We start from the raw sequence: 26,692 nt of genomic DNA, 5'->3' as shown, positions 1-26,692 counted from the left end.
CGAAAACGGGAAATTCTATTCAAACACCACTTCTACTACTACCGGGAAGTGATCGGAAGGCATCCGTGATTCATACTGTCTGAAGGAAAGTTCTTTCGGAAAGTCTCCCTTTTTGATTTGCTCCGTTTGCGTTGTAGGACTTCTATAGGAGTCGGTCAATACACCGTACTTATTTACAGACACTGCAGACGTAACGAAAATGTGGTCGATACGGCTATCGGTCATCAGATCACTATCAAACGCATTGAAGGTACCATTTAGCGTATAACTTTCTTTTGTGTGTTCGTAACTGTCTTTTACAAATTTTGAGTCCGCAAGTATACGGTAGATCGCGTTGTTCTGATCCACATTAAAATCTCCTGTCAGAAAAGCTGGCTCACTACCGACCATTGCTTTCATCTTTTGGATTACAAGGCGTGCGCTTTCTTTACGGGCAACAATTCCCACATGATCCATGTGGAGATTGAAGAACCATGATTTCCGTCCCGTAGCAACCTCTACTAGTTGTGCCCAGGTACATATACGAGGCAATGAAGCATCCCATCCTTTCGACGGAACGTCTGGTGTTTCTGAGAGCCAAAAGGTACCCGAATTAATCAATTTAAATTTGTCTTTTTTATAGAAGATAGGCGCAAACTCCCCCTTATCCACACCATCATCACGCCCTATCCCTACCGATGCATACTCCTCGAGACCTTGATTCAGGTCTGCATATTGTCCTTTTAGTACTTCCTGCGCTCCAAATACATCAAATCCATGAAATTTAATGAGAGACAAAATAACGGGCAACCGCTTATCCCATCCATTTCCTTTCTCTCGGTCCCCATTATTGTCATATCGCACGTTGAATGTTGCTATTTTCCAAACCTGTTGTTCTTGTCCAAAACAAGGGCCAAGGACGACCACCAATAACAAGAAAAGTATAGTGGATACTCTCGTATATTTTTGTGTCATCATCATTATTTTTTAGATTTTTCTTGTTGTAATTCTGTGGTAAATGAATAGGGCATATCCTGTGGCTGCGTGCCTCTTGTTAGATTAGGACTTGTCGACATCTTAAAGACCAGCTCTCCTCCGTTCATCAAATCGGCATATTTTAGGTAGTTGTATGTATAAGGCTTTCCATTCACCGTCATTTCATCTACATAGATATGTTGGTCATCAGATGCCTGAGCAGAAATTATCACTGTTTTGCCATTCTCTAATTTAAGGGTGACTTTTTTAAATTGTGGCGAACCAATGGCATATTCTCCCGATCCTGGAGCCACGGGATAAAATCCCAACGAAGAGAAGACATACCACGCAGATGTCTGTCCGTTGTCCTCATCACCACAATAGCCATCGGGGGCGGCAGAATACAGTTTATCCATGATCTGTCTTACCCAATATTGCGTTTTCCATGGCTGTCCTCCATAATTGTAGAGATAAGGCATATGCTGGATCGGCTGGTTACCATGCGCATACTGCCCCATATTCATGACCTGCATTTCTCGCATTTCATGGATCATACGCCGACTTTTCATCCCCTCATGACTTGGGACGGTAAACACGGTATCCAGCATGGACGTAAACCGGTCGTTGCCGCCCATTAAGTCGATCAGCCCCTGTGGATCGTGAAAAACACAAAAGCTCCAATGCCAGGCATTACCTTCCGTGTACGCTTTGGTCCAATCGCTGGGATAAAAAGGAGAAACGAACTTCCCGTCCCTATTCCGGGCACGCATGAGCCGCGTTTCTTTATCGTAGATATTTTTATAATTAAGGGCTCTTTTTGCATAAATATCAATCTCCGATGCTGGTTTTTTCAAAGCTTTCCCCAGTTGGTAAATACACCAGTCCGCATATGCATATTCGAGTGTACGCGCGACATGCTGACTGAGTTCCTGATCAGCCGGAATATACCCATACGCATTGTACAGGTCAAATCCAGCCCTACCCGTAGATGAGTTGGTCGGATGCACGTGATTAGCACCATGCTTTACCGCTTCCCAAAGGGTCTCCGCATCATAGCCTTTGAGCCCACTTAAATAAGCATCGGCCACTACAGAGGCTGAATTGTTTCCAATCATGGATGCGCGGTGCCCAGGACTCGCCCACTCCGGTAAAAAGCCACTTTCGCGATAGGCATTGACAAGTCCTTCCTGCATTTTTTGGTTCATTGATGGATAAACGAGATTCAACAACGGAAACAAGCTACGGAAGGTGTCCCAAAATCCGGTATCGGTAAAGAGATAACCCGGCAAAACCTTGCCATTGTACGGACTGTAGTGCACCCTGTTGCCCTGTGCATCAATCTCCGAGAAATCTCTCGGGTATAACGTTGAGCGGTACAGACAGGAATAGAAGGTCCTGACTTTGTCGATATCATCGTCTTCGATTATTATTTTTCCAAGAACATCGTTCCACTTTTTGCGGCCGTCCTGTTTAATCTGGTCAAATGATTTTCTATCCACCTCCCGAAGGTTCAGTTCAGCTTGTGCATGACTAATGAAAGAAGACGCTATCCGCGCTGTGACCTGCTCACCTCTCTTCGTACGGAAACCTATTAAACCTCCAGCATGCTGATCCGTTGTTTCGCGTTCTCCTTTTTGGATTACTCCGCTCTTCACAGCTGCATGTGAGGTAAATGATTTGTCGAAAACGATCACAAAATAATTTTTAAAATTATCCGGAACCCCTCCACTGTTTTTAGTGGTATATCCAATGATCTTGTTTTCTTCTGGAATTATCTTTACATACGAACCCTTATCAAAAGCATCAATCACGACATATGCGCTATCACTCTCCGGAAATGTAAACCGAAACAATGCCGCTCTTTCTGTCGGTGTGATTTCGGTTGTCACATCATAATCCGCCAGGTATACACTATAATAGTATGGCTTTGCGATTTCAGCTTTGTGCGAAAACCAACTTGCACGATTCTCCTCATCGACATGCGGCTGTCCCGTAATCGGCATAATTGCAAACTGCCCGTAGTCGTTGTTCCAAGGGCTGGGCTGATGCGTTTGTTTAAATCCCCTGATTTTATCCGCAGTATACGTGTAAATCCAGCCGTTTCCCATTTTCCCCGTTTGCGGTGTCCAAAAGTTCATTCCCCAAGGCAGGGCAATTGCAGGATATGTATTCCCGGTGGAGAGTTCGTATTTAGAAAGTGTACCAACTAATGTACTGACATAATCGACTGGTTCCTTAGACTGTGCAAAAGTAGCAGATGTAAAAAATAGGTTACAAAAAAGAAAAGCAAGCACGATATGCCCCACATAGCGCCGAATAGTCTGGTATTGGATTTTCATTTCTTTAATCATAGATGACAATAATTACAGTTTATAGGTATACATAGGCGTTTTTAGTATTTAAAATCGTTTTAGCAACCGCAATATACTAAATTATTCCAACTCTTCATTTTGCAAAAAGGCCAAAAGCACCTGTGCAGGAATTGCTAAAGACGCCGTATGACTATATCGCGCAATATTTAAGCCTACGCATTTACCATACGCATTAAAAATAGGACTTCCACATTCGTAACTATGAATCCGTGAGTCGTGAAGAAATACACTCGGGAAGCCGTCTCTTCGGATGGATTTACCTCCTTGTATGTTATTCGCCGGATGATTATTTTCTCGAAGCAACTTGTTCGTGAGTACCAAATCAGACGCCAAACTATCTTCTCCTCTTATCCAAGAAACCCTCACGGTATCGCCAGGAAAATAATTCATAAATTCCTTGTTAATTTTTTCTGCACTTGCGACATCATTGCCATTCAATAGCACAATTTTATCGTCCTTCTGCAATCCCGCTATATACGCCGGCCCGAGGCTATCCACATGCAGTATGGTCGGCAATCCGTTGATCTCTTGTAACTGTGCGCTAATGCTACCAGAGCTCTGCCATGCCGGCATATTCAGCGGAGCCATTCCAACCACCCCATTTTTTATCTCCGCAGGAGAAATAGCAGTCCAAATACGTCTTCCAACATCATCCGTGGTAAGTACATCGTCAGCGATCGATGTCCAGCGGATTGTTTCACGTAATTTCACAGGAGCCTGTAGCGCGATTAAATCATTGGTCTTATCTCTAGCTAACACCTTTAATGCATATTCCTTTTTCCCATATTTTAAAACCGGATATTGTCCGACCAGGGTACTCTTGGTTACGATAACCTGTTTATTTTTAGGAAGAGAAAATCCAGTACCTAAAATCTGTACCGAATCTGCGTTAATTGTACTCGTGATCGTAAAGACCGGAAGAGACTTTCTTCGTGATTTTTCAATCCGGTTTGCCATTGGTTGTGCATGAAGTTCTTTGATCAACGGATCCAATCCGATGGGATCTTCCGTTGTGGGATATTGGTCAATACCCTCGTTTTTCTGTAAAGCGGACCAATATCTTCGGTAAATATTTATTGGCACTTCATAATTTCGACCTTCAGGACCGTCGATACGGCTGTGCAAAGCCACCACACGTCCTAAGGCATCGAACAACGGACCTCCGGAGTCACCGGGCTCCATAATGCATGAGCTTTGTACAAAACCATACGCATCCAATGGATTTAGGATACGTCCAATACGCAAAAAAGGTTGATTCAAGAGTAACGTTTCGGGGTAAGACCAACCGAAGCACAACTGGTTTTCTGCTAACGAGGAAGACCAGCCCATCTCCGCATAAGGCCAAGATCTCTCTCCTTCCATCTTCATCATGGCGACATCCGGCAAATTCGTGGAGCTATCGGTCACCAGTCTTCCCAATGCCCTCGCCATTCCCTCTTTACCATCGGGGAACAACACCCTATACAAGTTACCCGGTTTAGTGGCATGCGCAACAGTAAGGATGTGCCCCTCTGAACTCACCACCACGGCACTAAAAGGGGCTGCATTTTGTCGTTTTGTCAGGGAATCTATACCATACAGTTTGATACAAGCCGGATAGACCTTTTTTAGGATTGCATCTGCAATCTGCCTATCAGGAGTATGATTGAGGGAGACCGCATAAACCTTGCTCCCGAGGCTTAAAGAAAAAACAAAAAGGAATAGCGCCATCCATCGAGCGGTATCTCGAAGGGTTATCCGACTGAAGAAATCAATACGTTGCATAAGGTTAAAAAAAACTAAATCGGCACAGTATAGAAAACTGCGCCGATAATTATATTTACAATAATACAAAAAAATAACCTTTATACGGTTTTTTTACTGACTCGACTAATTCGATCATTTCCAATTTTGTATAATCCATATTACCATTCGATCCAATCAGTGCATACCTGATTTTACCTGCCTGATCGATAGTAAATTTCGCCGGTAGCTCTGCCTCTTTTTACGTTATGATCGGGTTTTGAGTCCTCGTTACACGAAATTGCAGTGAATAAGCCTCTCCAGTATCATCTCGTATGATTGACATGTTTGCTATGACCGGGATACGCATTTAGTCACCCACAAAGAAAGCCACCGATTTCTACTTTCAAACGATCGTACTTTTCCATCAACATCTCTAAATTCTGCTGTGCTTGTTCATCTAACGCCTCAATGTCTTTACGTCTACTCCGTACGGGAATAGTATACCCCAATTTATGCAACACATATTTAGCGGATGTCGGGTACGCATAATGCATCACCTCCATATGGTCGATCAAAAAACTTTGCACCTGAGCAACCGCATGTTGCTTATCCACCCGGTTGTAGTTATCGCAAAGCCAGACGATCATTTCCGGAAAATAATTACCTTGAATACAGGAAAGTCCTGCCGATCCCGCTTTCAGGGAATCCACAGCATGCGCCATGTACGCATCATACAAACCAAAATCCACACAACCCGCGGTCTCCCTTATTTTAGCTTCGATACTCCTCATATCCAAGGAAGTGTCTTTATGGTATTTAATTCGACCTGTCTTTGCAAGTTGGCCCAAAAATTCCGGTTGAATAATTCTCTTATACGGTGCCGGACATTCATAAAAGCCCAAAGGCACATCCGCTGTCCATTCTAGCAAATTTTCTACATTCCTACGGAACGTTTCTTCACTATCGTCTTCTTTTGCGAGCAATCCGGTAATTGCAATGACTGCATCTACGCCCGTCGCATAGATTTCCCGCACAAACTGCGCCTGATTTTCTAAGCTATCCTCAAACGTTCCCGTCGCCACGATAGGGACACGCCCGTTGACTTTTTCCACAATAAAAGAAACGGACTTTAGCATTTCTTCTTTCGACAGATTAAACATTTCACTCGACAGGCAGTTGGCAAATAACCCGCCCGCTCCTGCGTCTAAATAATATTCAACAAGCTCCGCCAGTGCGGTATAATCAATTGCTCCATCCTCCTGAAAAGGCATAAGCATCACTGGGATAAATTTTTTATCGTTTCGAACTATCATAGTTAACACGCATATATATCGTTTACATTCTTCTTAATTTTCGACTTAGGTTTCCTACTAAAAAAATAGACAAGGTACCTACCACAATGATCATATTGGCATGGAGTGGGTTTTTTAAGAAAGCATATTGTTCAGGAATGAGATAGGAAAATGTCATCCATAGAATCACGCAGATCCCCACAATCGTTCCGATCAACGCGTCATTATTGTTTACTTTTTTACTGATCAGCCCCAGCAAGAACAGCCCCAACATACCTCCGGCAAAAATTCCGGATAATGTCCACCACGCGTCCAACAAACTCTTTATACCAATCATGGCAATACCACACAACATACCGATCAAACCCACCACGACGGTTGCACAATAGAGTACCTTCAAACTATTCTTATCCGACGACTTGTTGTTGATATACCGTTTATAGATATCCTCCGTAAATACAGTAGCCGAAGCGTTCATCCCGGAGCTAACGGTACTCATGGCTGCCGATAGAATAGCGGAAACAATCAGTCCCAATAATCCCGTTGGGATCATATAAACCATAAAATGAGGCATAATTTTGTCACCATAGTCTGCTGGCTTCATCGATGCGGCCAGCTCGCTCACTTCCAAACGATGAAGTGCAAGTCCTAATTGCTCTGATGCTGCTTGCAACTTGATCGTTTCCAGAAGATTGGGATGCTGTTGGTAGTAGGTATAGAGGCATGTACCAATTACAAAAAACAAAAAGGACACTGGAACATAGATCCAAACACAAAGCCAAACAGATTTATTCGCTTCCTTTGGACTTGTTGCTGTATGATAGCGCTGCACATAGTTTTGATCCATCCCGAAGTTATTCAGATTGATAAAAAAACCATACAACAGCACGACCCAAAATGACGAACTGACAAAATCAAATTCCATTGTTCCCAGACTGAATTTATCGTTGGCGAGTCCTTCTTTGAAGATATCCTGAAAACCACCCGGCACCTCCCTTACGACCAGATATATGATAACTATAGCACCTAACGTTTTCAAGACGCCCTGCACCACTTCGGTCCAGATCACGGCTTCTATTCCACCCAGCACCGTGTATATCACGATGCAAATTCCGGTAACCACCATAATCGTGACCATGCTGTACCCTGTCAACGCTTGCAGGGTGAGGGAAATACCAAAGAAGATCGAACCGATACGTGCCAGTTGGGTCAACAGAAAACAAACGACCGCGTATGTACGAGCCCAGGTACCAAATCTCTTTTCCAAATTGGTATAGGCAGAAACCTCTCCCGTGCTTCTATAAAACGGAACAAAGTACTTGGTTGCAAGCCATGCTGCCAGGGGCATGGAAAGACTGAATACAAAGGCATTCCAGTTACCTCCATAAGCCTTTCCCGGTACGCCTAGAAAGGTATTTGAACTTAAAAAAGTAGCATATATCGAGATGCCGATTGCCCAGCCGGGAATTCTTCCGGCCGCTCGCGTAAATTCTTCTGTCGAGCGATTACGTCGGGAGAAATAGACGCCGACCAATACCATTCCGATCAGGTAAACAAGGATGATTACTAAATCAAATACAGGTAAGTTTTTCATACCCAACTGATATTTGCCGAGAGGTGCAAATCCCTACGGCACACTAGAAATACTTGATGCTCCTGTATTGTCATACGATCTATATTTGGTATAACAAATATGGGGAGCATACACGTTCAAATACTAAAGGAAATTATCCAAAATATCCAACATATTATCATTAAGAACTGAAAGAATAGAGGTAATAAGAAGGCTATCCAAAAAGTAACAGTGAAATAACAGGTTAATAATAAAAAGTTAACGCGAGCCAGCTACTTTTGATAAAAGAAATCATCATTCACTTCAAAGGTAACCGCCATCAAAAATGTCTCCTCTTTTTCATCTCTCCCCGGCATGAAACCAGGAACTTGTAAAAGCCTCATGAATACCACGAGGCTTTTTTGTGCTATACAGAACCCCGACGAATAATAGAGAATGGATTATTTATGTGTTCTGCCTTTCTCTCCCGAATCAAACGCACAACTGTTCTTCCCATCTTTTCAAAATCAGTGGTAATAACGGTAATATTTAGCAGCTCTTTCAGCACTGTTTCATTGAAAGATAGTATTCCCATATCCTTACCAGGTTTCAATCGAAGGGTTTTGGTTTTCTTAATTAAGGTCGCCAAATCAGCTTCAGTCAATACTATATATAACGTTCTTTTTTCTAATACTTCTTTATCCGCATCGGAAATAACGGCAAACTCTTTGCCTGTTTGCGCACAGAATTTCAGCACACCTTCATTGAGTTCTATCGGGTGATTGCTGTATTTAGGGAACACAACGACGATCTTATTATATTTTTTCATCAGATCGTTTGCCGACATGAAGGCATTAAATATATCGTGCTTAAAATCCTGATATACTGCTATTCCCGAATGGACCAACTGCGGGAGATCTTTGTCCAACAGAACCAGCTGATCTGCGGGGATCTTTAAGAACGTTTTCATATAAGTGGCCTCTTCCGCTCCATGCATAAAATGTGGCATGATCACATAATAGTGATAATTTCCAAAATTTTCGTCAATAATTTCAGCGAGCAGCTGTGGATTGTAATGGTGAATTTGGAGGTCGACTTTCGCTCCGTTGCCAAATTCCGAAATGATAGCATCGTAGATGATTTTTTTGTAGGAACTCAATTTATTAAAGATCAACAGAACTCTTAATCGAACATCTTGTACCCCAAGGATGAAGTTACCCTTCCCGCGAAATGCCTTGACATATCCTTCCCGTATCAATTTCTTAAAAGCTTTTTCAACCGTATCGCGCGACACGCCATATGTTTTGCTAAAAACAGTAATCGAAGGGAGCTGCTCGTCTTTCTTTAGCCTGCCCTTTTCAATTTCCAGTATGATGGAATTCGCGATCTGTTCGAATTTAAGTAACGCATTGTTGTTCTTTATGTTTAGTGGCTTCATGCTATACCGTTTTTCCTTGAATTAAAGATACAATAAAAGTCCGAGCTACAAATTCTAACTCGCGCTGGTAACAGTTATTAGGAATTAGCGTTCACCTTTTGAGAATTCCTCATCACCATATTCCTGACCGAAATCGGGCATGCCATCTTGTGTCCATTTTAACACCCGTACACGGGTATGACGATTAGGATCATACAACGGTTCACCGTCGATCTCTTTGTAGTCACGGGCGTGATATACCATGATGTCCGTAGTTCCATCTTCCGATGTGGTAAAACTGTTATGCCCAGGACCGAAGCGCTGTAATTTTTCATTCGTAAAAAATACAGGTTCACTAAGCTTATGCCACGATTTAGCATCCAAAAGATCCGATGTTTCATCCGCCCACAGAAGACCTATGCAATAGGAAGCATCTGTTGCGCTGGCTGAAAAAGTTAAAAATACCTTGCCATGACGAACCAGAACGGCCGGACCTTCGTTAACTTTATGCCCTTTCATTTCCCAGTCGTATTCCGGTTGGCTAATAACCACCTGTTGATCATCCAGTTTTATTGGATCGACCATCTTCGCAATATACAACCCGGTATTAGTTACCTCGTCCGAAGCCCGATCCACCCAAATCATATACCGTTGCCCCTTTAAGGTGAAAGTCGTTGCATCCAACGAAAACTCGTTGCGATGGCTTTTCATCTCACCTTCCTCTTTCCAACCGCCTTCCGTCGGATTGTCTGCGGTATTTGACAACACATATTTGCGTATCTTCCATTTATCCTTAGCCGAGCCGGCTGCAAAATAGACATACCACGTGCCATCTATCTGATGGAGCTCCGGGGCCCATATATGATTCCCCATTATACCTTCGCTATGTTTACGCCATACAACAGTTGCTTCGGCATCTTTCAGGCCATCCAGCGTCTTTGATTGACGAATCTCAATGCGGTCGTATTCCGGAACTGTAGCAATAAAATAATAGGTTCCGTCAGTTCCTCTCGTGATAAACGGATCCGCACGTTGTCGGATAAAAGGGGCTACATCAGGTTGCTGCTCGGCTTGTTGAGCAGTCGTACAACCGACCGATAGCATACAAACGAATAGGATCCAAATTTTTAAAAGTGCTTTCATTATTTTTTTATAGGGTTGATTTATTGCTAACCAAAACATACGGTTTACATTATTCGGTTTATAACATGCATAACAAATATACTAAAATACAATTAAACGTCGACACTACATTTAATTACTGTACAAAAAAAATATCCTGAAGCGGGGAGCTTCAGGATATTTTAATTAACCAATTATTAACCTAAATTATGAGTTATTATAACGGGACCTTTATTGCGTTTAGTACATCTCTCGTGTCAAATTAATGTCATTTCAAAATTCAGCATTCAACATCTTGTTAACGACTCTTTTTATGGTGGTTTTAACCCTGTAGATAAGTTTCGATTCTTTCGACCATATCTGTGCTGCCGCAGTACAACGCTGTACGCTGGTGTAGCTCCGTAGGTTCTAAATCAAGGATGCGCCGCACACCATCCGACGCTTTCCCCCCTGCCTGCTCCACGATAAAAGCCACCGGATTTGCCTCATACATTAAGCGCAGTTTGCCGTTGGCATGTGAAGAGCTATTGGGGTATAGAAATACGCCTCCCAACAAAAGGTTACGGTGGATATCCGCGACCAACGATCCGATATATCGTGCCGTATAAGGGCGTCCCGTATCCATATCCTCTTCTTCGCAATACTTAATGTATTTTTTTACTCCATCCGGAAACTTCCGGTAGTTGCCCTCATTAACGGAATAGATCCGTCCTTTAGCCGGGATTGTAATATCCGGATGTGACAGACAGAATTCGCCAATACTGGGATCCAATGTAAAACCATTCACACCTCTTCCTGTGGTATACACCAACATCGTCGACGAACCATAGATAATGTACCCCGCGGCTACTTGTAAAGCGCCTTTTTGCAGGATATCCGCCAATGTGGCTTCCCCTCCGGCAGATGTACGCCTGTAGATGGAAAATACAGTTCCTACTGATACATTGACATCGATATTACTCGATCCATCCAGTGGGTCAATGCAGACCACGTATTTCGCATTTTTCGAAACTTCAGATTGGATACAGATGGGATCTTCATGTTCTTCCGAAGCAACTACACAACATTCCCCGCCACTCCGCAGTGCTGCGATAAACTGTTCATCGGCATATACATCCAATTTCTGTTGTCCTTCGCCCTGTATATTTACCTTACCTGCCGAGCCCAGGATATCCGCCAAACCCGCTTTGTTCACTTCGCGGTTTACGATCTTTGCCGCGATACCGATATCGCGTAATAAACGGGAAAATTCGCCCTTCGCATACGGGAAATCCGCTTGCTTTTCAATAATAAACTGTCCTAATGTTTTAAATGCTGTCATGGTATTTAAGTTGGTGGCATGTAGGTTTCATAAAGGTAGTGAATAGTAGCCAAAAAGCCTACCAATCCGCTGCTTTTCAGTGCAAATTCTACGCAATCGTTATCAAATTTAGCAGTTATTTGCCTTAGCTTAAATTTTCACAATATTACTTCAGTATGGATAACGACCAGGTCTGCTGCCACCGTTCTGCTAGCGGAAGGAAAACAATACCTTCCTTCTCTGCCAGTACACCATTATGCTGTGCGGTGTCGTTAACACCACACCAAGGTTCCAAGCAGATAAAAGATGCCCCCGGAGCAGACCACAACCCGAGATAGGGAAACCCTTCAAAGGCAAATTCTACACTGTAATCTTCCTGTCGATTACCCAATCGTATTTTTTTGGATTGCAGGTTCTTCAATACCCAGGCATCGTCTCTGAACATATTTGCGCTTAATTGCAGCCGTTGGTCTTCTAACGGATAAAACTCGGGCTGTGTATGCAGTAGATCATTCCGTAGGTAATATCGGGTCAATGCGCTGTCGGCGGCAAATTCCAAAAAGTAATCTGCCCAACCTCTTCGTTGTGAAAAGTCTAACTGCAGCGCAGGATGTCCTCCAACGGAAAACAACATCTCTTCTTCGCTATTATTCCACACCTCGTAGGTGCAATACAACGTATCGCCTTCAAGGATGTAATGCACAAAGAAATCAAAGTCAAAAGGGTATAGGTCTTTCGTCTGTTTGTTTGCCCGTAAGACGAAGCTAAGCTCCGTTTCCGTTTGAACAACCAAATCAAAGATACGGTCGCGTGCAAAACCATGTTTAGGCAGTTGATACTTCTGATCATGATGCCGATAGGTACCATTTTTTAGATACCCAACAATCGGAAACAGCACGGGTGCACTTTTTGTCCAAAACTTTGGATTCCGTTGCCAAATGTATTCGCGTTCACCCTTCTTGTCGTATGCACTCCGTAGCTCAGCTCCTTCCTGTACCACTTCTACTCGGAGTACATCGTTTTCAAGTATCATTTTAATTTAGATTTTAGATCTGAGATGTTAGACTTTAGAGGGGGTCTGATTACTTATTAGACGCTTCTTTCTCTGCTACAACCCGGCGTAATCCATGGCTCGAAAAGCGATGACTCCGTTTATTGAAATAGATGTCGATCTTTTCTTCGATGCAGTATTTACGCCCGGTAAAGTCCTGATCGCGGTATTCTTCTCCGATAAAACGGACATTTATCGGCAACGCCTTAATCATATCGGCTAAATCCTGCTCCGTCTCATAGGGGATAATTTCATCCACATAACGGCAACCTTCCAACTGTATATAACGCTCAACAACAGATTGTGTCGGTTTATTCTTCTCCGGAGAGACCTCTGAAGGATCCGTATTCAATCCGACGATTAAATAATCACAATTTCGTTTTGCTTCTTCAAGCATCATAATATGGCCAGCATGTAGCAGATCAAATACGCCAAAAGTTATTCCTATTTTCATCTATTTAATTCTATTTTTAGTTGTGATGAAGTTATCATGATTTATTCATTATTATTTTGCTTTCAAAGGTATTCATGAAATCGCTACGCTAAGTTATTCATTCAAATGTATGATTAAATAAATCATGATGGTTTCATATTTTAAAAGTCAAAAATCAGTGATCATAAAGTATACATGCCGTTAGCACGTCTAAAGTATCTTCGATGAGCCAATCCAGTTGATTATCAAACAAACCTGTATAGGCTCACTTATTTTATCCATTCATGTCCTAGAAACCAAATTTTCCAAGTTCACGCAGGTAGAGTTACTTTGGGATAAATATACTAACTTTTGAAATTTTCTCTATTAAAAAAACATTAATTATTCCACAGCACACTCGATTTTGCATTTTTTAGGCAGTCACTTATTGGCATCCATCCACAACTTATTTTATGTCGAATGCTACTGTTCGTGGCTAAAGAGCTTTAAATTTTTTGCGGATGCGGCACAATGTTTCCTTTTTCATGCCCAGATAAGAAGCCAAGTATTTAAGTCTTACACGGTCAATCAATCCTTTACGTGTTTGAGCAAGTCGTTTGTAACGCTTTTCGGCGGAAGGAAGTCTGCACAGGTAGGCTCTTTCCTCCGCCTCGCGGTAATACATTTCCAATGTTTTTCTGCCTATTATATTTGTTTCGGGGTAGCGGTCATATAATTCATCCAGGCAGGTTCTACTAATGGCAATCAGTAGCGTATCTTCCAGCGCCTGTATATACTCCTCCGTATCTACGTCCAAACCAAGATTACGGATACTTCCTACAACATTGTTTTCTTCATTTATCCAAGTGGTAATCTCTACGCCCTCATCCCGTATAAAGCCTCTCATCAGCCCCTTTACGATAAAGTAAATAGTTTCGGTGTTATCAAGCGGACTTCGGATAAATTTTCCTTTCGTCACCTTGATATAGCGGGTATTTTCCAAGACATAGACCATAACTGGTTTAGAGAGCGGAAACAAGCTGTGAAAGAAATGCAACATTTCCTTCCCCCCATTCGGGTATAAATTGACAAGTTCGTACATAGGTAACAATAACGGATGCTCTATATTAAAAGCGGATAAAAGTAACTTATCTCACTTACAAAAAATATAACCTTGATCACATTTTTAAAAAAAATGCGTAGTTAGGAAATCAAGGATGGGAAAAGTATTCCTGAATGTAATGCAGATACATAACAATAAAATTGTTTACTGGAATAAGCAAAAATTGGCATTATTGCTTATTCCAGTAAACACACGTCATATATACCTCAGGGGTAACGTAGACAACACAAGGCTATACGTCAATCGGGTTGACATCATTTTTCTACTATCACGGGTACAATAACGTCATTTTCTTTTACTGAAAACGCATAAATACCAGTTTGCGTATTCCATTTTTTTGTTACCGGCACGATACGAGTTCTTCTTGGGCTGACCTTATTTTGGTCGTAGTGGATGTGGTAGGTATAATACAATTGTCCGTCTAACCCTTCGAACAAATCACCGTGTCCTGCACCATTTTCACCAACGATAGCACGGTGGATGATGGGACTATTTTTTTGTTTTTCCCACGGGCCATAAGGCGAATCAGCTACCGCATAGCCCACGGAATAGTCGATGTTCATGAAATGGTTGGCCGAATAGAACAGGTAATATTTATTTTTGAGCTTGATCACGGTAGGGCCCTCAATAATCGGATCCGACTTATAATTTGGCGTCGCTTCCCAGGCTTCCGTTTGTCCAAAACATTTCTTGAATGTTTCCGGTTTAATTTTCCCCGTTTTTAGATCAAATTCTGCTACCCACAGGTAGTTACCGCTATCAAACCGCACACAATAGAGGTAGTACTTACCATCATCGTCTTTAAAAATGTAAGAGTCAATGTTCTTTTCCGCTGCATAAATAGGCACAACATCCTGTTGTCGGTATGGCCCCAGTAAAGAGGTCGACTGCGCCAATACAGTTTGTTCATCGGCCGTATAAGTCAGGTAATAGCTTCCGTTATCTTTGAAGAGCTGCGGAGCCCAAGCAGGGATCTTCGCCCGTACTTCTGAAAAGCTCTATGTGCAAGGGGAATTAACATTCTCCACGTTTAAATCGACGTACACCTTTCAACAAGAAAACTATAATCCCACATTTTATCAATTGAATGTACCTGTGCACGTAGGCTATAAAATAGTGCAAACCGATCAAATGCTTTTAAGAACATCATTAGGATCTCAATTAAACTACAATCTGAAAAAGCAGAATGCAACGCCTAATACCAAGTTCAATACGCTTACCTGCGATGGTTTTATCAATATCGGAACGGATATCAACCGTTTTGCGGTAGACCTGAGATACAACCACTCCATCAATAGAACAAGCAAGGATCTGGACAGCCGAAGCCGGATAATAGGTTTATCCGTAGGGTATAATTTTTAATCTAAACTCTTTTCATATTGAAAAACCTGGCTTATAGCTAGGTTTTTCAACCTACTAAACACATTATGAAGAACAAATTAAAACTTCATAAAGTTCTGAAGACGTATGTAGAAGTGTTTAGTGGATTCCGAAAGCAATGCATTTTTTCTTAAATCAGATTAAGTCTTTCCGATTTTTGATATCTCTGATCTTTGTTTTCGCATTTTTTACTTTTTTAAAGCCGAAATATACTGCTCTTGAAGTCATATTTTTACTTCTTATTCTATTAATTGTAGAAGATATTTTCCGTATCCACTTTTCACTAAAGGTTCAGCAACTTTTATCAGTTCTTCCTTACTAATATATCCCATACGGTAGGCCACCTCTTCGATTGCGCCAATCTTCATACCTTGGCGCTCTTCAATGACCTGCACAAATTGACCTGCTTGCATCAATGATTGAACTGTCCCTGTATCTAACCACGCTGTTCCCCTATCGAATACGCCGACCTTCAATTTACCCTGTTTTAGATATACGTTGTTAACGTCTGTAATCTCTAGCTCTCCCCTTGCAGAGGGCTTTATGTTTTTCGCAATTTCAACAACATCGTTATCGTAAAAATATAAGCCGGGAACGGCATAATTTGACTTTGGTGTTGTCGGTTTTTCTTCAATGGAAACCACCTTGTTATCCTGATCAAACTCGACGACACCGTAGCGCTGGGGATCGTGTACCTGATAGGCAAAGACTACACCTCCTTCCGGATCAGCACATGATTGCAATAGCTTGGACATACCCGATCCATGGAATATATTATCGCCTAAGATCAAGGCGACTTTGTCGTCCCCAATAAATTCTTCACCCAATATGAACGCCTGAGCAAGACCATCTGGAGAAGGTTGTTCTTTATACGAAAAGCTACAGCCAATCTGCGATCCATCACCGAGCAATTTCTCGAAGTTTGGTAAATCCTGTGGTGTGGAAATGATCAGAATTTCATTGATCCCTGCCAACATCAGTGTCGAAAGCGGATAATAAATCATTGGCTTATCGTATACAGGCATCAGTTGCTTCGATACGGCTAACGTCAACGGGTGTAATCGTGTGCCGGATCCTCCGGCAAGGATAATTCCTTTCATATCAAATAGATATTAGTATTGAGACATGAGTATTGAGACTAACACTCACCCTTTATTTTTACAAGTTATTCAACATTTCCTTTGAGCTTCTTTCCAGCCATCTAACTCTTAACCTTCCAACCTATTCAACATTACTTCCAAACTATCCTTCCAGTCGGGCACTTCTACCCCAAATATACTTTTTATCTTGCCTTTGTCCAATAGCGAATACCGGGGACGCGCTGCCGGTGTCGGATAGGCTGTTGTTGGAATAGGATTAATTTTACAATTCAGATTTTTTATTTCCCTAATCGCAACCGCAAAATCGTACCAGCTAATTCTACCCTCATTCGAAAAATGACAAATTCCTTTTTGCCAGTTTTCAGAATGGATAATATCGAGAATTGCCTTTGCCAGATCACGGGCGTATGTCGGTGATCCAACCTGATCGTTAATGACTGATATCTCATCACGCTCAGTCATCAGCCGAATCATTGTTTTTACGAAGTTAGCTCCAAAGCTGGAATACACCCATGCTGTGCGGATGATTATAGCGTCAGCTCCCGACTTCAGGATTGCTTCTTCACCTTTCAGTTTCGTAAGGCCATATACGTTGAGCGGGTCGGTTGGTTCATCTTCTTTTAACGGCATATCTCTGTTACCTTGGAACACATAATCCGTAGAGATCTGAATCAATTTCTTTCGGTTTTTCACTGCCCACGTCGCCATGGTCTCGACCGCTTGGTGATTAATGATATCTACCAGCTCCGGTTCAGATTCAGCCTTATCAACGGCAGTATAAGCTCCTCCATTCACAATGACATCAGGTCCAATTTCTTCCAACACATCAAACACCCTGGATACGTCGTCCAAAGGCATTTCCTCCCGATCCACAAATACAAATGTATCGCTTAGATAGATTAGACTTAGTTCTTTTATTTCAGATCCAAGTTGCCCGTAAGCTCCGGTAACTAGTATTTTCATATTGTAAAGTTAAGAAGTTAGCCCGTTATCCTTCCAACCACTTCTTCAAAACTCGGCAATACTTGATCCTTATCCGAAACAAGCATCTCGTTTGCTGGTATTACCCAATCTATGTCCAAGGCCGGATCATCGAATTTTACGCCACACTCCGATTCCTTGTTATAGAAATTATCGCATTTGTAGAAGAATGTTGCAGTTTCACTCAATACCACGAAACCGTGCAGGAAACCACGGGGGACAAATAACTGCAGGTTGTTTTCTTCCGACAGTTCCACGGCAACATGTTGTCCAAAGGTATCCGAGCCTGAACGTGCATCTACTGCAACATCTATTACTTTACCCTGCAATACGCGCACGAGCTTAGCTTGTGCATACTCGCCTGCTTGCGCATGCAGTCCACGCAATACGCCTTTGGTAGAGAAAGATTGATTATCCTGTACAAAGTGTGCGTCCGTACCTATCAAATTATTAAACGTTATTTCATTAAAGCTCTCAAAGAAATACCCTCTACTGTCTCCCAATTTGACTGGTTCCAGAATAAAGCAGCCTTTTAATTTTGTTTCTGTTGCTTTCATCCTATTTTAGCTATACTGCTTATCGTAATATTTCTGATAGTCTCCACTGGTTACATTATCCAACCAAGCTTGATTGCTCAGGAACCAATCGATAGTTTTACTCAAACCTTCTTCAAAGGTAACAGATGGCTTATACCCGAGTTCTTTGTTGATCTTACTCGCATCTATTGCATAGCGCAGATCGTGCCCAGGCCTGTCCTTTACAAAGGTGATCAGCTTAGCTGAGGTTCCTTTCGGGCGACCCAACTTTTCATCCACTTGCTTACATAACTCTTTAACGAGATCGATATTTTGCCATTCGTTAAAACCGCCTACATTGTAGGAGTCACCATTCTTGCCCTTATGGAAAACCAGATTGATCGCTTTAGCATGGTCAATCACAAACAGCCAATCTCTTGTATATTTTCCATCGCCATAGATCGGAAGCGATTTATTATTTAATATATTATGAATACAGAGTGGAATCAATTTCTCTGGAAAGTGGTTTGGCCCATAGTTATTAGAGCAATTTGTCAGTACAATAGGTAGACCGTAGGTATCGTGATATGCTCGCACAAAATGATCGGAAGATGCTTTAGAAGCCGAATAAGGTGAATGCGGATCGTATTTGGTATCTTCTGTAAAAAGACCTGTATCCCCCAAAGCACCATATACCTCATCGGTGGAGACATGATGAAATCGCTTGCCTTGGTAGTTATCTTTCCAAATTTCTTTTGCTGCGTTTAACAAGTTGACTGTACCGATCACATTAGTCGTTACAAATGCGGAAGGATCAGTAATCGAGCGGTCCACATGGGATTCGGCTGCCAGGTGAATTACGCCATCCGGTTTGTATTCATTAAAAAGTGCGAAGATATGTGCTGCATCCGTAATATCCCCTTTGACGAAAGTATAATTCGAGCGGTTTTCAATATCCTTTAAATTCTCGAGATTACCCGCATAAGTCAAAGCATCGAGATTGATAATTTGATATGCCGGATATTTGGTTACGAATTCCCGTACCACATGCGAACCGATAAAGCCGGCACCACCGGTTATTAAAATACTCTTCTTCATTTCTGATGGATTTGCCATGTACTAAATGCAAACTTATATAAAATGCGCTGTATTCACGAGGAGCATAACAGAAAAACACCTTTTCACTTTTCCTTATCGGCTATCACTTTCCTCCTCTTCCGTTTCTCCGTTCTCAGCGTTTCAACATCTTCTGCCTGTTCATAATGCCCTACGTCAATATCGAATGTACACCATATCCTTACCCTTTTAGGATTCATCCATATACGCTGTTTTGAAATCACCGATATGACGCTCACTGCTCAAGATCTTTGCGCGGTTTTTCCAAAAATTAAATATACCGTAAGTGATCAGTACAATGGAAACGGTGAAGAATAACCACATCGTAAAATGCGATTCGCTAAAGGAAAAGAAACTATCGATGGATAGTCCGGCCACGAAGAAATACATTGCCGTGCGCAAAAACGCCAAGCAAGTGGTCTGATTGGCCAAATGCGTACGTTGTATGGCTAACCTTTCCCGTAAAATTAGATCTTTATTCATCGGCGTCATTGTTATGTAATTCTAGATACAGCTTAGCTGTGAAATAGTTTTAGATTTCTCACCTTTTCAAGCTAACTCTCCTGTTTACACTTCGAGGCCTATACTACGAATACTGCCAATCATATTATGTTCCTCGTTTATCCAGGTTGTTATATCTACATCATCTTCCATCAAAAAGCTGCGCAGTAACCCTCTAACCACAAAGTAAACCATCTCCTCTCCGGCCTTCGGCTCTCTGATGTATTGTACTTTTTGACGTTGACATAAGAAGTATGCGCCATCACAAACTCCTCAGCATGCTGTGAAATAGGATAGATCTTCTCAAAAAAGAAGATCATTTCCTTTAAGGAAGGCGTTTTACATATCAAAGTTGACAATATAACAAAGATAAAAATGTTCGTTGTCACGTTTTTAGCGAAAAACTTAATTTAAAAATAAAATTCCGTATCCATTGACTTTTACATACTGTTCTATTCTAATGGACTTCATAATGCGAGGGATGAATTTAACCGGGAAAAAAAACGAACTATCGCGTTCAAAATATTGGCTAACGCTATGCAACTAACTATTTCAACGCATTGAACAGAACCTCAATCGGGTGGTAAGATCGTCGACCAACACCATCCTTTATCTGATGACGACAAGAGGTTCCCGGAGCCACGATAAGCGTTTCCACTTCTGTTTCGCGTATACAAGGTAAAAGCACTAGCTCAGCGACTTTCATCGACACATCATAATGTTCCTTCTCGTAACCGAATGACCCCGCCATACCGCAACATCCCGATGGGATGATTTCCACTTCATGATTTTTGGGCAACGAAAGTATGTTATAGGTATGACCGACAAGATGAAACGCCTTTTGGTAGCAGTGACCATGTAACTTTATATTTCGTGGTTCGGAGGTGAACATATCTTCCCGTATCCTACCCGCCACGCGCTCCCGATCCAAAAATTCGTCGATAAGTAAGCTATTGCGACTTAACGCTATGGCTTCGTTTTTCCATTCGGGATCAGCCAAATCTATATATTCATCTCGAAATGTCAAAATCGCCGACGGCTCGATTCCTACTAGCGGGATGTCCGCACTCACCACGCCGTGCAGCAGAAGAACATTTTTCTTGGCCAGCTGCTTCGCTTTTTTAACAAAACCCTTGGACAGGTAAGTGCGGCCGCTGTCCACGTGTTCGGGTATAATAATTTCATAGCCCAATGCTTCCAGAAGCTTTATTGCCGTAATACCGATATCAGTATCATTGTAATTTGTGAACTCGTCACAAAATAGATACACCTTCCGATCAGAAGTACGCTTGATCCGCCTTTTGTGCCAGTCTTTCAACGTGTGGGCTGCGACTTTGGGAAGTGAGCGGTTCGTCGCAAATCCCAGTAACGCTTTGATCAAGGACGAAAGCTTTTCTGAGCTAACCACTCCGTTGTATATAGGAGCAATAAACGAAGCTAACTGTTGTGATTTGCTGAAGTTAGCGATCACCTTTGCCCGAAAAGAGCTTCCGTTCTTATCATAATAGTGCTGGAGAAATTCCGCTTTCATTTTGGTAACATCTACACTGGACGGACACTCACTTTTACACCCCTTACAACTCAGGCATAGATCCATTACCTCCTTAATCTCTTTATGGTCAAAGCGATTCTTTTTTGTAGAGTTTGTTAGAAACTGCCGGAGTATATTGGCTCTCGCTCTCGTCGTATCTTTTTCGTCACGAGTGGCCATAAAAGAAGGACACATGGTTCCTCCGGCAATTTCGCTCTTGCGACAATCACCCGACCCCGAGCATTTTTCAGCTAGTCGAAGAATACCCTCGTCGTTCGTAAAATCAAAGTAGGTTCTTATAACGCTGTCCTTAATCCCATGTTCATACCTCAAAGATGTGTCCATGGGCGGCGTATGTACAATCTTGTTGGCATTGAATACGCTATGCGGGTCAAAAATCGCTTTAACCTGTAGCAAGAGCTGATAAATATTTTCACCTAGCACCTTACCAATGAATTCACCCCGAAGTCGACCGTCCCCATGCTCGCCACTCAGCGACCCCCTGTACTTTAGCACCAGGTCAGTCGCTTTCTCCAATATATTTCGAAATTGTTGTTTACCTGTAGCCGTTTTCAAGTTGATAAAGGGCTCTATATGAAGCTCTCCTGCTCCTGCGTGTGCATAGTAGGACGCATGTACGCCTTCTGCAGCTAAGAGACGTTGCACATCAGCTACGTACGCCGGAAGATCTTCCGGCGCAACGGCACAGTCTTCGATCAGATTTACAGGCTGACTCTCCCCCGGCAGGTTTCGGATCAATCCCAACCCCGCCTTACGCACCTCCCACACTGCATTGCATCTTGGGCCAGTCACTAGCGGATACGCATATCCCAGTTGCATATCCTGTAGTTCCTCTTTTAGGGCATTTGCCTTACGCACGAGTTCCTCATAGGTGTCTGCACGAAACTCAACGATTAAAAGAGACTCGGGATCTCCTTCAATAAAGAAACGGTTGCGTTGGTAGGTAGGATGCCCGATCGTGAAATCCATGATGTACTTATCCACCAGTTCAGACGCTGCCGGACCGTGTCTTAACGCTATCACGTTTCCACGCATGGATTCGATTAGATCCGCAAAATGTACGCACAGCAGACCGACTTCTTTAGGTGGCAAAGGCATAACCTTCAACCGAGCTTCCGTCAATATACCGAGTGTACCCTCTGATCCAGCCAGCAGCTGGCAAAGGTTAAAGGGCTGCACACTTTCCACCAACATATCTATTGCATATCCTGTATTTCTCCTACGTACGTTCTTCTTTGGATATCCAGATCGAATCATACTTAGATTATCCTTATCAGTTATAATAGCATGTATATTACGATAAATATCGCCTTCCCTGTTACTCAGAGACAGCTTTTGAACGAGCTGTTGCTCGTTCACCGCTTCAAAACAAACCAACGATCCATCATCAAGCAGCATATCAGCAGAAAGGAGGTTCTGGCGGGCGTCTCCCCAGACGATGGAATGGAGACCTGATGAATTATTACCGATCATCCCCCCTATCATAGCGCGGTTAGCCGTAGAAGTTTCGGGGCCATACATTAAACCATATGGTTTCAAATAGGCATTAAGGTCGTCGCGGATCACACCCGGCTGCACCCTTACCCAGCGTTCCGCAACATTCAATTCCAAGATGGCATTAAAGGCGCGAGATACATCAACAACTATTCCAGCTCCTACCACTTGACCGGCTAAGGATGTCCCAGCCGTTCGTGGAATCAATGTAACCCTATGGCTCCGCGCAAAGACAATAAGTTTTCTTAAATCCTCCACATCCGCCGGAATTGCAACCGCCAAGGGTTTTTCTTGGTAAACTGATGCATCTGTAGCGTAAGCCAATCGCATGGTCTCGTGCTTAACATCCTTTTCATCATAATATAGAAAACCCTTTAAGGATGCTGCGAGCAGGTCTAAAACTCTTTTCATATCAAAATTTGCATATATAACTATACCGAACCGCGTTTGATAATAAAAAAAGGATTATTTACCTGTTCAGCCCGTCCTTCGCGGATCAGGGTTGCAACTGTCCGACCCATCCTCTCAAAATCAGTCGTGATAACGGTAATATTTAGGAGTTCTTTCAGTACGGTTTCATTGAAGGATAATATGCCCAAGTCTTTGCCCAGTGTTAGCATACTTGTCTTGCTTTTTTTGATTAAGGTGGCTAAATCCGACTCTGTCAACACAATATACAATACGGCTTTCTCCAGCACTTCTTTACCTACATCGGCAATGACAGCGAAAGCCTTCCCGGTTTGCGTGCAGAATTTCAGAACGCCTTCGTTGAGTTCGGCCGGATGGTTGCTATGACTAGGGAACACCACAACGATCTTCTTATATTTTTCCATCAGATCATTTGCAGCAACAAATGCATGGTAGATGTCGTGTTTAAAATCCTGATATACGGATATTCCTGCATGATCCAGCTGCGGAAGATCCTTATCCAACAACACAAGTTGGTTGCGAGGAATCTTCTGCAAGATCTTCATATAAACGCCTTCTTCCACATCGTGTGCAAAATGAGGCATCACGACATAGTAGTGATAGTAACCAAGGTTCTCGTCAATAATTTCGGTAAGCAACTGTGGACTATAATGATGAATCTGTAGGTCGACCTTTGCCGACTCACCCAATGTTGAAATAATGGCGTCGTAGACAATCTTCTTGTACGAGCTCAATTTATTAAAAATCAACAAAACTCTCAAACGAACATCCTGTACACCGATTACGAAGTTTCCTTTACCACGATATGCTCTCACGTATCCTTCACGAATTAGCTTTTTAAAGGCTTTCTCAACGGTGTCACGAGATACTCCATGCGTTTTGCTAAACACGGTAATGGAGGGCAGTTGCTCATTTTTCTTCAAATCCCCATTCTTAATATCTATTGCAATGGAAGCGGCAATCTGCTCGTATTTAAGCAATGCCCCGCCGTTTCTTTTATCTATTGCTTTCATCTTATACCGCTTATCCTCAATTAAAGATCCCCCCTTTTCATCTGATCCAAAGCATGGTCGACTGCTCGTGCTGTCAAGGCCATATAGGTCAAAGATGGATTCTGTGTAGCGGTAGACGTCATACACGCTCCGTCGGTTACAAACACATTCTGACAAGCGTGGAGCTGGTTCCACTTGTTAAGTAAGGAAGTTTTTGGATCCAGCCCCATACGTACTCCCCCCATCTCGTGTATATCGTTTCCAGGCCGACGATCATCCTTTCTCGTTTTAATGTTTTTGAATCCGGCAGTATCAAACATTTCGGTCATTTGCTCGAAGTAATCCGCTTGTATTTTCCAATCGTTATCATCATAGGCCACGTCAATATGTAGCAAAGGAACACCCCAATCATCTGTTCGGTCGCCATCAAGCCATATACGATTGCTTTCCTTTGGAATAGTCTCGCCCATCATGTGCGAATGCACCCGCCAGTTGCCTAAAGTTGGATTAAGTAACTGTTCTTTTAATGATGCGCCCACACCACTCGTATTGCTGGCGGGATTCCGAGTGGCGCTAAATGTCGCCGCCCAGCCCCGTAAAAAATCTGTCTCCTGTTTATAAATATTACGAAACCGGGGTATGTATCCTCCTCCCGCCGGATTTCGCCCATCCGTCCGGTATTCCAGTTCGCCGCCGTATTCGGCAGACATCACCGCCGTGTAGCTGTGGAATGCAATGTACTTGCCGAGCAGGCCGTTATCGTTACCCAGCCCGTTGGGAAACCGGTTTGATACCGAATTAAGCAGTATAAGATTGGTATTTAATGCCGCAGCATTGACAAAAATTATACGGCTATAAAATTCCGTCTCTTCCTTCGTATTGGTATCGATCACGCGTACGCCTATCGCCTGTCCCTTCTGTTCGTCAAAAATAATCGACGCGACAACAGAAAAAGGCCTAAGGGTCATATTACCCGTCTTTGCTGCCCATGGAAGAGTCGAAGCATTGCTGCTAAAATATCCACCAAACGGACAGCCTCTTTGACAAAGAACGCGATTTTGACATTGGACCCTCCCCTGCTCAATATGGACCGGTTGAGGCTGTGAAAGGTGTGCACATCGGGCGCTAATGACATGTCGATTCGTATATCGCGAAGCAAGGACACGTTTAAAATAATCCTCGACTGCATTTAGGGGGTATGCGGGTAAAAACTGTCCATCGGGCAGTTCATTCACGCCATCCCGGTTGCCTGCCACACCGATAAAGCGTTCCACGTGGTCATACCATGGCGCAAGATCGCTATACCGTATCGGCCAGTCGACAGCAAACCCGTCCCGGCCCGGCCCTTCAAAATCAAAGTCGCTCCATCGCTGTACCTGTCGTGCCCATAATAACGATTTCCCGCCAACCTGATATCCACGTATCCAATCGAAATCATTTTCCTGGATGTACGGATGCTCATTATCCTTTACAAAAAAATGAGCGGAATCCTCCCGATAGGCATAGCAACGGTTTGCAATTGGGTTCTCCTGCTTATCCGCATAGGTCATTTCGCCCCGATGTTCGAATTCATAGGGATACATGTTGGTTGTCGGATAGTCCTTAACATGCTTAATGTCGCGTCCGCGCTCTAAAACCAGCGTTTTTAAACCCTTTTCACACAACTCCTTGGCTGCCCACCCTCCGCTGATGCCCGATCCAATAACAATTGCATCAAATGTGCGTTCCTTTATACTATCTAAATTTATATTTGCCATAACGTTAAATTAATTTTTCATCAGCAATCGCTTACGCATCGGCGTAGCCATTGTACCTTCCCGGAACAAGTTCATAGATCACTTCGTTTTTCATAACATACTCCGAATTCACATAGCCTTGTATCACTCTCCTTTTGGTTATTGCAAAAAAGCCAGACAACGGGTGTGCCTTGTCCTGATCGATAGTCACTAAATATGAATGGCGCTGAGGCGGGTCGGCAAGGACGAATGTGCTGCCAGAAAAATTCTTCATTTCTCGATTCCAAGCCCTTAGGCCTCGCATAAAAACGTGTTGATCCTCTTCACTATGGCAATCGTCAACCATTTTTAGGACAAATAGATGTAAATTCAGTCCTTTCCCTCCCACGCTATCAGATTCGGGAATAATAGATCCGACTATTTCGGCGAGTAAATTCTCCTCTTCCGAATTTATATGCAGATTCGATAGCGCAATGCTAGACTTTCGCTGATCGCGCCAGCAAGAGGGAAACATCACCATCCCCCCTGCTATGAATAATAAATGTTTAAGAGCCCTTCTGCGTTGCATAATTTATG

At 42.8% G+C, this 26,692-nt stretch carries 23 protein-coding genes; 1 reads left to right on the top strand and 22 read right to left on the bottom strand.

Features of this window, described 5'->3' with window-relative positions:
- Positions 1 to 15 precede the first annotated feature (15 nt).
- The 12 genes from FAZ15_RS13790 to FAZ15_RS13735 all read right to left on the bottom strand — a co-directional run bounded on the left by FAZ15_RS13790 (position 16) and on the right by FAZ15_RS13735 (position 15,246).
- The gene (locus FAZ15_RS13790) at positions 16 to 960 is read right to left on the bottom strand and encodes an endonuclease/exonuclease/phosphatase family protein (protein WP_238387256.1); all 945 of its coding nucleotides are present in this window, start codon (positions 958 to 960) and stop codon (positions 16 to 18) included.
- On the bottom strand, positions 960 to 3,293 hold the full coding sequence (locus FAZ15_RS13785; RefSeq protein ID WP_136901898.1) for a GH92 family glycosyl hydrolase: 2,334 nt from the start codon (positions 3,291 to 3,293) through the stop codon (positions 960 to 962). The genes FAZ15_RS13790 and FAZ15_RS13785 overlap by 1 nt, the downstream gene beginning before the upstream one ends.
- 93 nt (positions 3,294 to 3,386) lie before the next feature.
- Positions 3,387 to 5,090, bottom strand: a complete 1,704-nt coding sequence (locus FAZ15_RS13780) for a trypsin-like peptidase domain-containing protein (RefSeq protein ID WP_136901897.1) — start codon at positions 5,088 to 5,090, stop codon at positions 3,387 to 3,389.
- A gap of 332 nt (positions 5,091 to 5,422) precedes the next feature.
- On the bottom strand, positions 5,423 to 6,364 hold the full coding sequence (locus FAZ15_RS13775) for a dihydrodipicolinate synthase family protein (RefSeq protein WP_136901896.1): 942 nt from the start codon (positions 6,362 to 6,364) through the stop codon (positions 5,423 to 5,425).
- Between the two features lie 22 nt (positions 6,365 to 6,386).
- Entirely contained in the window at positions 6,387 to 7,937 is a 1,551-nt protein-coding gene (locus tag FAZ15_RS13770) for a sodium:solute symporter (protein WP_136901895.1), read from the bottom strand.
- Positions 7,938 to 8,322: 385 nt separating this feature from the next.
- Positions 8,323 to 9,333, bottom strand: coding sequence for a GntR family transcriptional regulator (locus FAZ15_RS13765; RefSeq protein WP_136901894.1), 1,011 nt, complete (start codon positions 9,331 to 9,333; stop codon positions 8,323 to 8,325).
- Positions 9,334 to 9,417: 84 nt separating this feature from the next.
- The gene (locus FAZ15_RS13760; RefSeq protein WP_202912399.1) at positions 9,418 to 10,455 is read right to left on the bottom strand and encodes a glycoside hydrolase family 43 protein; all 1,038 of its coding nucleotides are present in this window, start codon (positions 10,453 to 10,455) and stop codon (positions 9,418 to 9,420) included.
- A 301-nt stretch (positions 10,456 to 10,756) separates the two neighbouring features.
- A complete protein-coding gene (gene fbp, locus FAZ15_RS13755) occupies positions 10,757 to 11,755 on the bottom strand; it encodes a class 1 fructose-bisphosphatase (RefSeq protein ID WP_136901892.1) in 999 nt (332 codons plus the stop codon).
- Between the two features lie 145 nt (positions 11,756 to 11,900).
- A complete protein-coding gene (locus tag FAZ15_RS13750) occupies positions 11,901 to 12,767 on the bottom strand; it encodes an aldose 1-epimerase family protein (RefSeq protein ID WP_136901891.1) in 867 nt (288 codons plus the stop codon).
- A 49-nt stretch (positions 12,768 to 12,816) separates the two neighbouring features.
- Positions 12,817 to 13,239, bottom strand: a complete 423-nt coding sequence (locus tag FAZ15_RS13745; protein WP_136901890.1) for an adenylyltransferase/cytidyltransferase family protein — start codon at positions 13,237 to 13,239, stop codon at positions 12,817 to 12,819.
- Between the two features lie 454 nt (positions 13,240 to 13,693).
- Entirely contained in the window at positions 13,694 to 14,299 is a 606-nt protein-coding gene (locus FAZ15_RS13740) for a Crp/Fnr family transcriptional regulator (protein ID WP_136901889.1), read from the bottom strand.
- Positions 14,300 to 14,574: 275 nt separating this feature from the next.
- Positions 14,575 to 15,246, bottom strand: a complete 672-nt coding sequence (locus FAZ15_RS13735) for a family 43 glycosylhydrolase (protein WP_238387268.1) — start codon at positions 15,244 to 15,246, stop codon at positions 14,575 to 14,577.
- Positions 15,247 to 15,265: 19 nt separating this feature from the next.
- Here FAZ15_RS13735 and FAZ15_RS13730 point away from each other — a divergent pair, with 19 nt between their 5' ends.
- Positions 15,266 to 15,682 carry an outer membrane beta-barrel protein gene (locus tag FAZ15_RS13730; RefSeq protein ID WP_136901887.1) on the top strand — a complete coding sequence of 139 codons (417 nt, stop codon included), beginning with the start codon at positions 15,266 to 15,268 and terminating at the stop codon, positions 15,680 to 15,682.
- Positions 15,683 to 15,939: 257 nt separating this feature from the next.
- Here the strand turns inward: FAZ15_RS13730 and rfbA are convergent, their stop codons facing one another.
- From rfbA to FAZ15_RS13685, 10 genes are all read right to left on the bottom strand, one after another.
- Positions 15,940 to 16,800 (bottom strand): glucose-1-phosphate thymidylyltransferase RfbA, encoded by an 861-nt coding sequence (gene rfbA / locus FAZ15_RS13725; RefSeq protein WP_136901886.1) that lies wholly within the window; start codon positions 16,798 to 16,800, stop codon positions 15,940 to 15,942.
- 108 nt (positions 16,801 to 16,908) lie between these two features.
- Entirely contained in the window at positions 16,909 to 17,763 is an 855-nt protein-coding gene (gene rfbD / locus FAZ15_RS13720) for a dTDP-4-dehydrorhamnose reductase (RefSeq protein WP_136901885.1), read from the bottom strand.
- 17 nt (positions 17,764 to 17,780) lie between these two features.
- Positions 17,781 to 18,338 (bottom strand): dTDP-4-dehydrorhamnose 3,5-epimerase, encoded by a 558-nt coding sequence (rfbC, locus tag FAZ15_RS13715; RefSeq protein ID WP_136901884.1) that lies wholly within the window; start codon positions 18,336 to 18,338, stop codon positions 17,781 to 17,783.
- A gap of 6 nt (positions 18,339 to 18,344) precedes the next feature.
- Positions 18,345 to 19,394 (bottom strand): dTDP-glucose 4,6-dehydratase, encoded by a 1,050-nt coding sequence (rfbB, locus tag FAZ15_RS13710; protein ID WP_136901883.1) that lies wholly within the window; start codon positions 19,392 to 19,394, stop codon positions 18,345 to 18,347.
- 83 nt (positions 19,395 to 19,477) lie between these two features.
- A complete protein-coding gene (locus tag FAZ15_RS22990) occupies positions 19,478 to 19,612 on the bottom strand; it encodes a hypothetical protein (protein ID WP_262709303.1) in 135 nt (44 codons plus the stop codon).
- On the bottom strand, positions 19,602 to 19,895 hold the full coding sequence (locus FAZ15_RS13705; RefSeq protein ID WP_202912398.1) for a DUF202 domain-containing protein: 294 nt from the start codon (positions 19,893 to 19,895) through the stop codon (positions 19,602 to 19,604). Before FAZ15_RS13705 ends, FAZ15_RS22990 begins: the two co-directional genes overlap by 11 nt.
- 565 nt (positions 19,896 to 20,460) lie before the next feature.
- Positions 20,461 to 23,370 (bottom strand): FAD-binding and (Fe-S)-binding domain-containing protein, encoded by a 2,910-nt coding sequence (locus FAZ15_RS13700; protein ID WP_136901881.1) that lies wholly within the window; start codon positions 23,368 to 23,370, stop codon positions 20,461 to 20,463.
- Positions 23,371 to 23,390: 20 nt separating this feature from the next.
- A complete protein-coding gene (locus FAZ15_RS13695) occupies positions 23,391 to 24,401 on the bottom strand; it encodes a GntR family transcriptional regulator (protein ID WP_136901880.1) in 1,011 nt (336 codons plus the stop codon).
- A 20-nt stretch (positions 24,402 to 24,421) separates the two neighbouring features.
- The gene (locus tag FAZ15_RS13690; RefSeq protein ID WP_136901879.1) at positions 24,422 to 26,137 is read right to left on the bottom strand and encodes a GMC oxidoreductase; all 1,716 of its coding nucleotides are present in this window, start codon (positions 26,135 to 26,137) and stop codon (positions 24,422 to 24,424) included.
- 31 nt (positions 26,138 to 26,168) lie between these two features.
- Positions 26,169 to 26,684 carry a gluconate 2-dehydrogenase subunit 3 family protein gene (locus FAZ15_RS13685; RefSeq protein WP_136901878.1) on the bottom strand — a complete coding sequence of 172 codons (516 nt, stop codon included), beginning with the start codon at positions 26,682 to 26,684 and terminating at the stop codon, positions 26,169 to 26,171.
- Positions 26,685 to 26,692: the final 8 nt, after the last annotated feature.

The organism is Sphingobacterium olei (assembly GCF_005048855.1).
Classification (GTDB): domain Bacteria; phylum Bacteroidota; class Bacteroidia; order Sphingobacteriales; family Sphingobacteriaceae; genus Sphingobacterium; species Sphingobacterium olei.
The sequence above is the reverse complement of the archived record's forward strand: the minus strand, read 5'-3'. Positions and strand labels throughout refer to the sequence as shown.

What these genes read in the sequence shown, in the direction of transcription:
- FAZ15_RS13695 (WP_136901880.1), bottom strand. Translation starts at nt 24,401, where the DNA reads ATGAAAGCAATAGATAAAAGAAACGGCGGGGCATTGCTTAAATACGAG.
- FAZ15_RS13785 (WP_136901898.1), bottom strand. Translation starts at nt 3,293, where the DNA reads ATGAAAATCCAATACCAGACTATTCGGCGCTATGTGGGGCATATCGTG.
- FAZ15_RS13745 (WP_136901890.1), bottom strand. Translation starts at nt 13,239, where the DNA reads ATGAAAATAGGAATAACTTTTGGCGTATTTGATCTGCTACATGCTGGC.
- FAZ15_RS13760 (WP_202912399.1), bottom strand. Translation starts at nt 10,455, where the DNA reads ATGAAAGCACTTTTAAAAATTTGGATCCTATTCGTTTGTATGCTATCG.
- rfbA (WP_136901886.1), bottom strand. Translation starts at nt 16,800, where the DNA reads ATGAAAGGAATTATCCTTGCCGGAGGATCCGGCACACGATTACACCCG.
- FAZ15_RS13705 (WP_202912398.1), bottom strand. Translation starts at nt 19,895, where the DNA reads ATGAATAAAGATCTAATTTTACGGGAAAGGTTAGCCATACAACGTACG.
- FAZ15_RS13690 (WP_136901879.1), bottom strand. Translation starts at nt 26,137, where the DNA reads ATGGCAAATATAAATTTAGATAGTATAAAGGAACGCACATTTGATGCA.
- FAZ15_RS22990 (WP_262709303.1), bottom strand. Translation starts at nt 19,612, where the DNA reads ATGAATCCTAAAAGGGTAAGGATATGGTGTACATTCGATATTGACGTA.
- fbp (WP_136901892.1), bottom strand. Translation starts at nt 11,755, where the DNA reads ATGACAGCATTTAAAACATTAGGACAGTTTATTATTGAAAAGCAAGCG.
- FAZ15_RS13770 (WP_136901895.1), bottom strand. Translation starts at nt 7,937, where the DNA reads ATGAAAAACTTACCTGTATTTGATTTAGTAATCATCCTTGTTTACCTG.
- FAZ15_RS13775 (WP_136901896.1), bottom strand. Translation starts at nt 6,364, where the DNA reads ATGATAGTTCGAAACGATAAAAAATTTATCCCAGTGATGCTTATGCCT.
- FAZ15_RS13765 (WP_136901894.1), bottom strand. Translation starts at nt 9,333, where the DNA reads ATGAAGCCACTAAACATAAAGAACAACAATGCGTTACTTAAATTCGAA.
- rfbB (WP_136901883.1), bottom strand. Translation starts at nt 19,394, where the DNA reads ATGAAGAAGAGTATTTTAATAACCGGTGGTGCCGGCTTTATCGGTTCG.
- rfbD (WP_136901885.1), bottom strand. Translation starts at nt 17,763, where the DNA reads ATGAAAATACTAGTTACCGGAGCTTACGGGCAACTTGGATCTGAAATA.
- FAZ15_RS13750 (WP_136901891.1), bottom strand. Translation starts at nt 12,767, where the DNA reads ATGATACTTGAAAACGATGTACTCCGAGTAGAAGTGGTACAGGAAGGA.
- rfbC (WP_136901884.1), bottom strand. Translation starts at nt 18,338, where the DNA reads ATGAAAGCAACAGAAACAAAATTAAAAGGCTGCTTTATTCTGGAACCA.
- FAZ15_RS13790 (WP_238387256.1), bottom strand. Translation starts at nt 960, where the DNA reads ATGATGATGACACAAAAATATACGAGAGTATCCACTATACTTTTCTTG.
- FAZ15_RS13685 (WP_136901878.1), bottom strand. Translation starts at nt 26,684, where the DNA reads ATGCAACGCAGAAGGGCTCTTAAACATTTATTATTCATAGCAGGGGGG.
- FAZ15_RS13780 (WP_136901897.1), bottom strand. Translation starts at nt 5,090, where the DNA reads ATGCAACGTATTGATTTCTTCAGTCGGATAACCCTTCGAGATACCGCT.
- FAZ15_RS13740 (WP_136901889.1), bottom strand. Translation starts at nt 14,299, where the DNA reads ATGTACGAACTTGTCAATTTATACCCGAATGGGGGGAAGGAAATGTTG.
- FAZ15_RS13700 (WP_136901881.1), bottom strand. Translation starts at nt 23,370, where the DNA reads ATGAAAAGAGTTTTAGACCTGCTCGCAGCATCCTTAAAGGGTTTTCTA.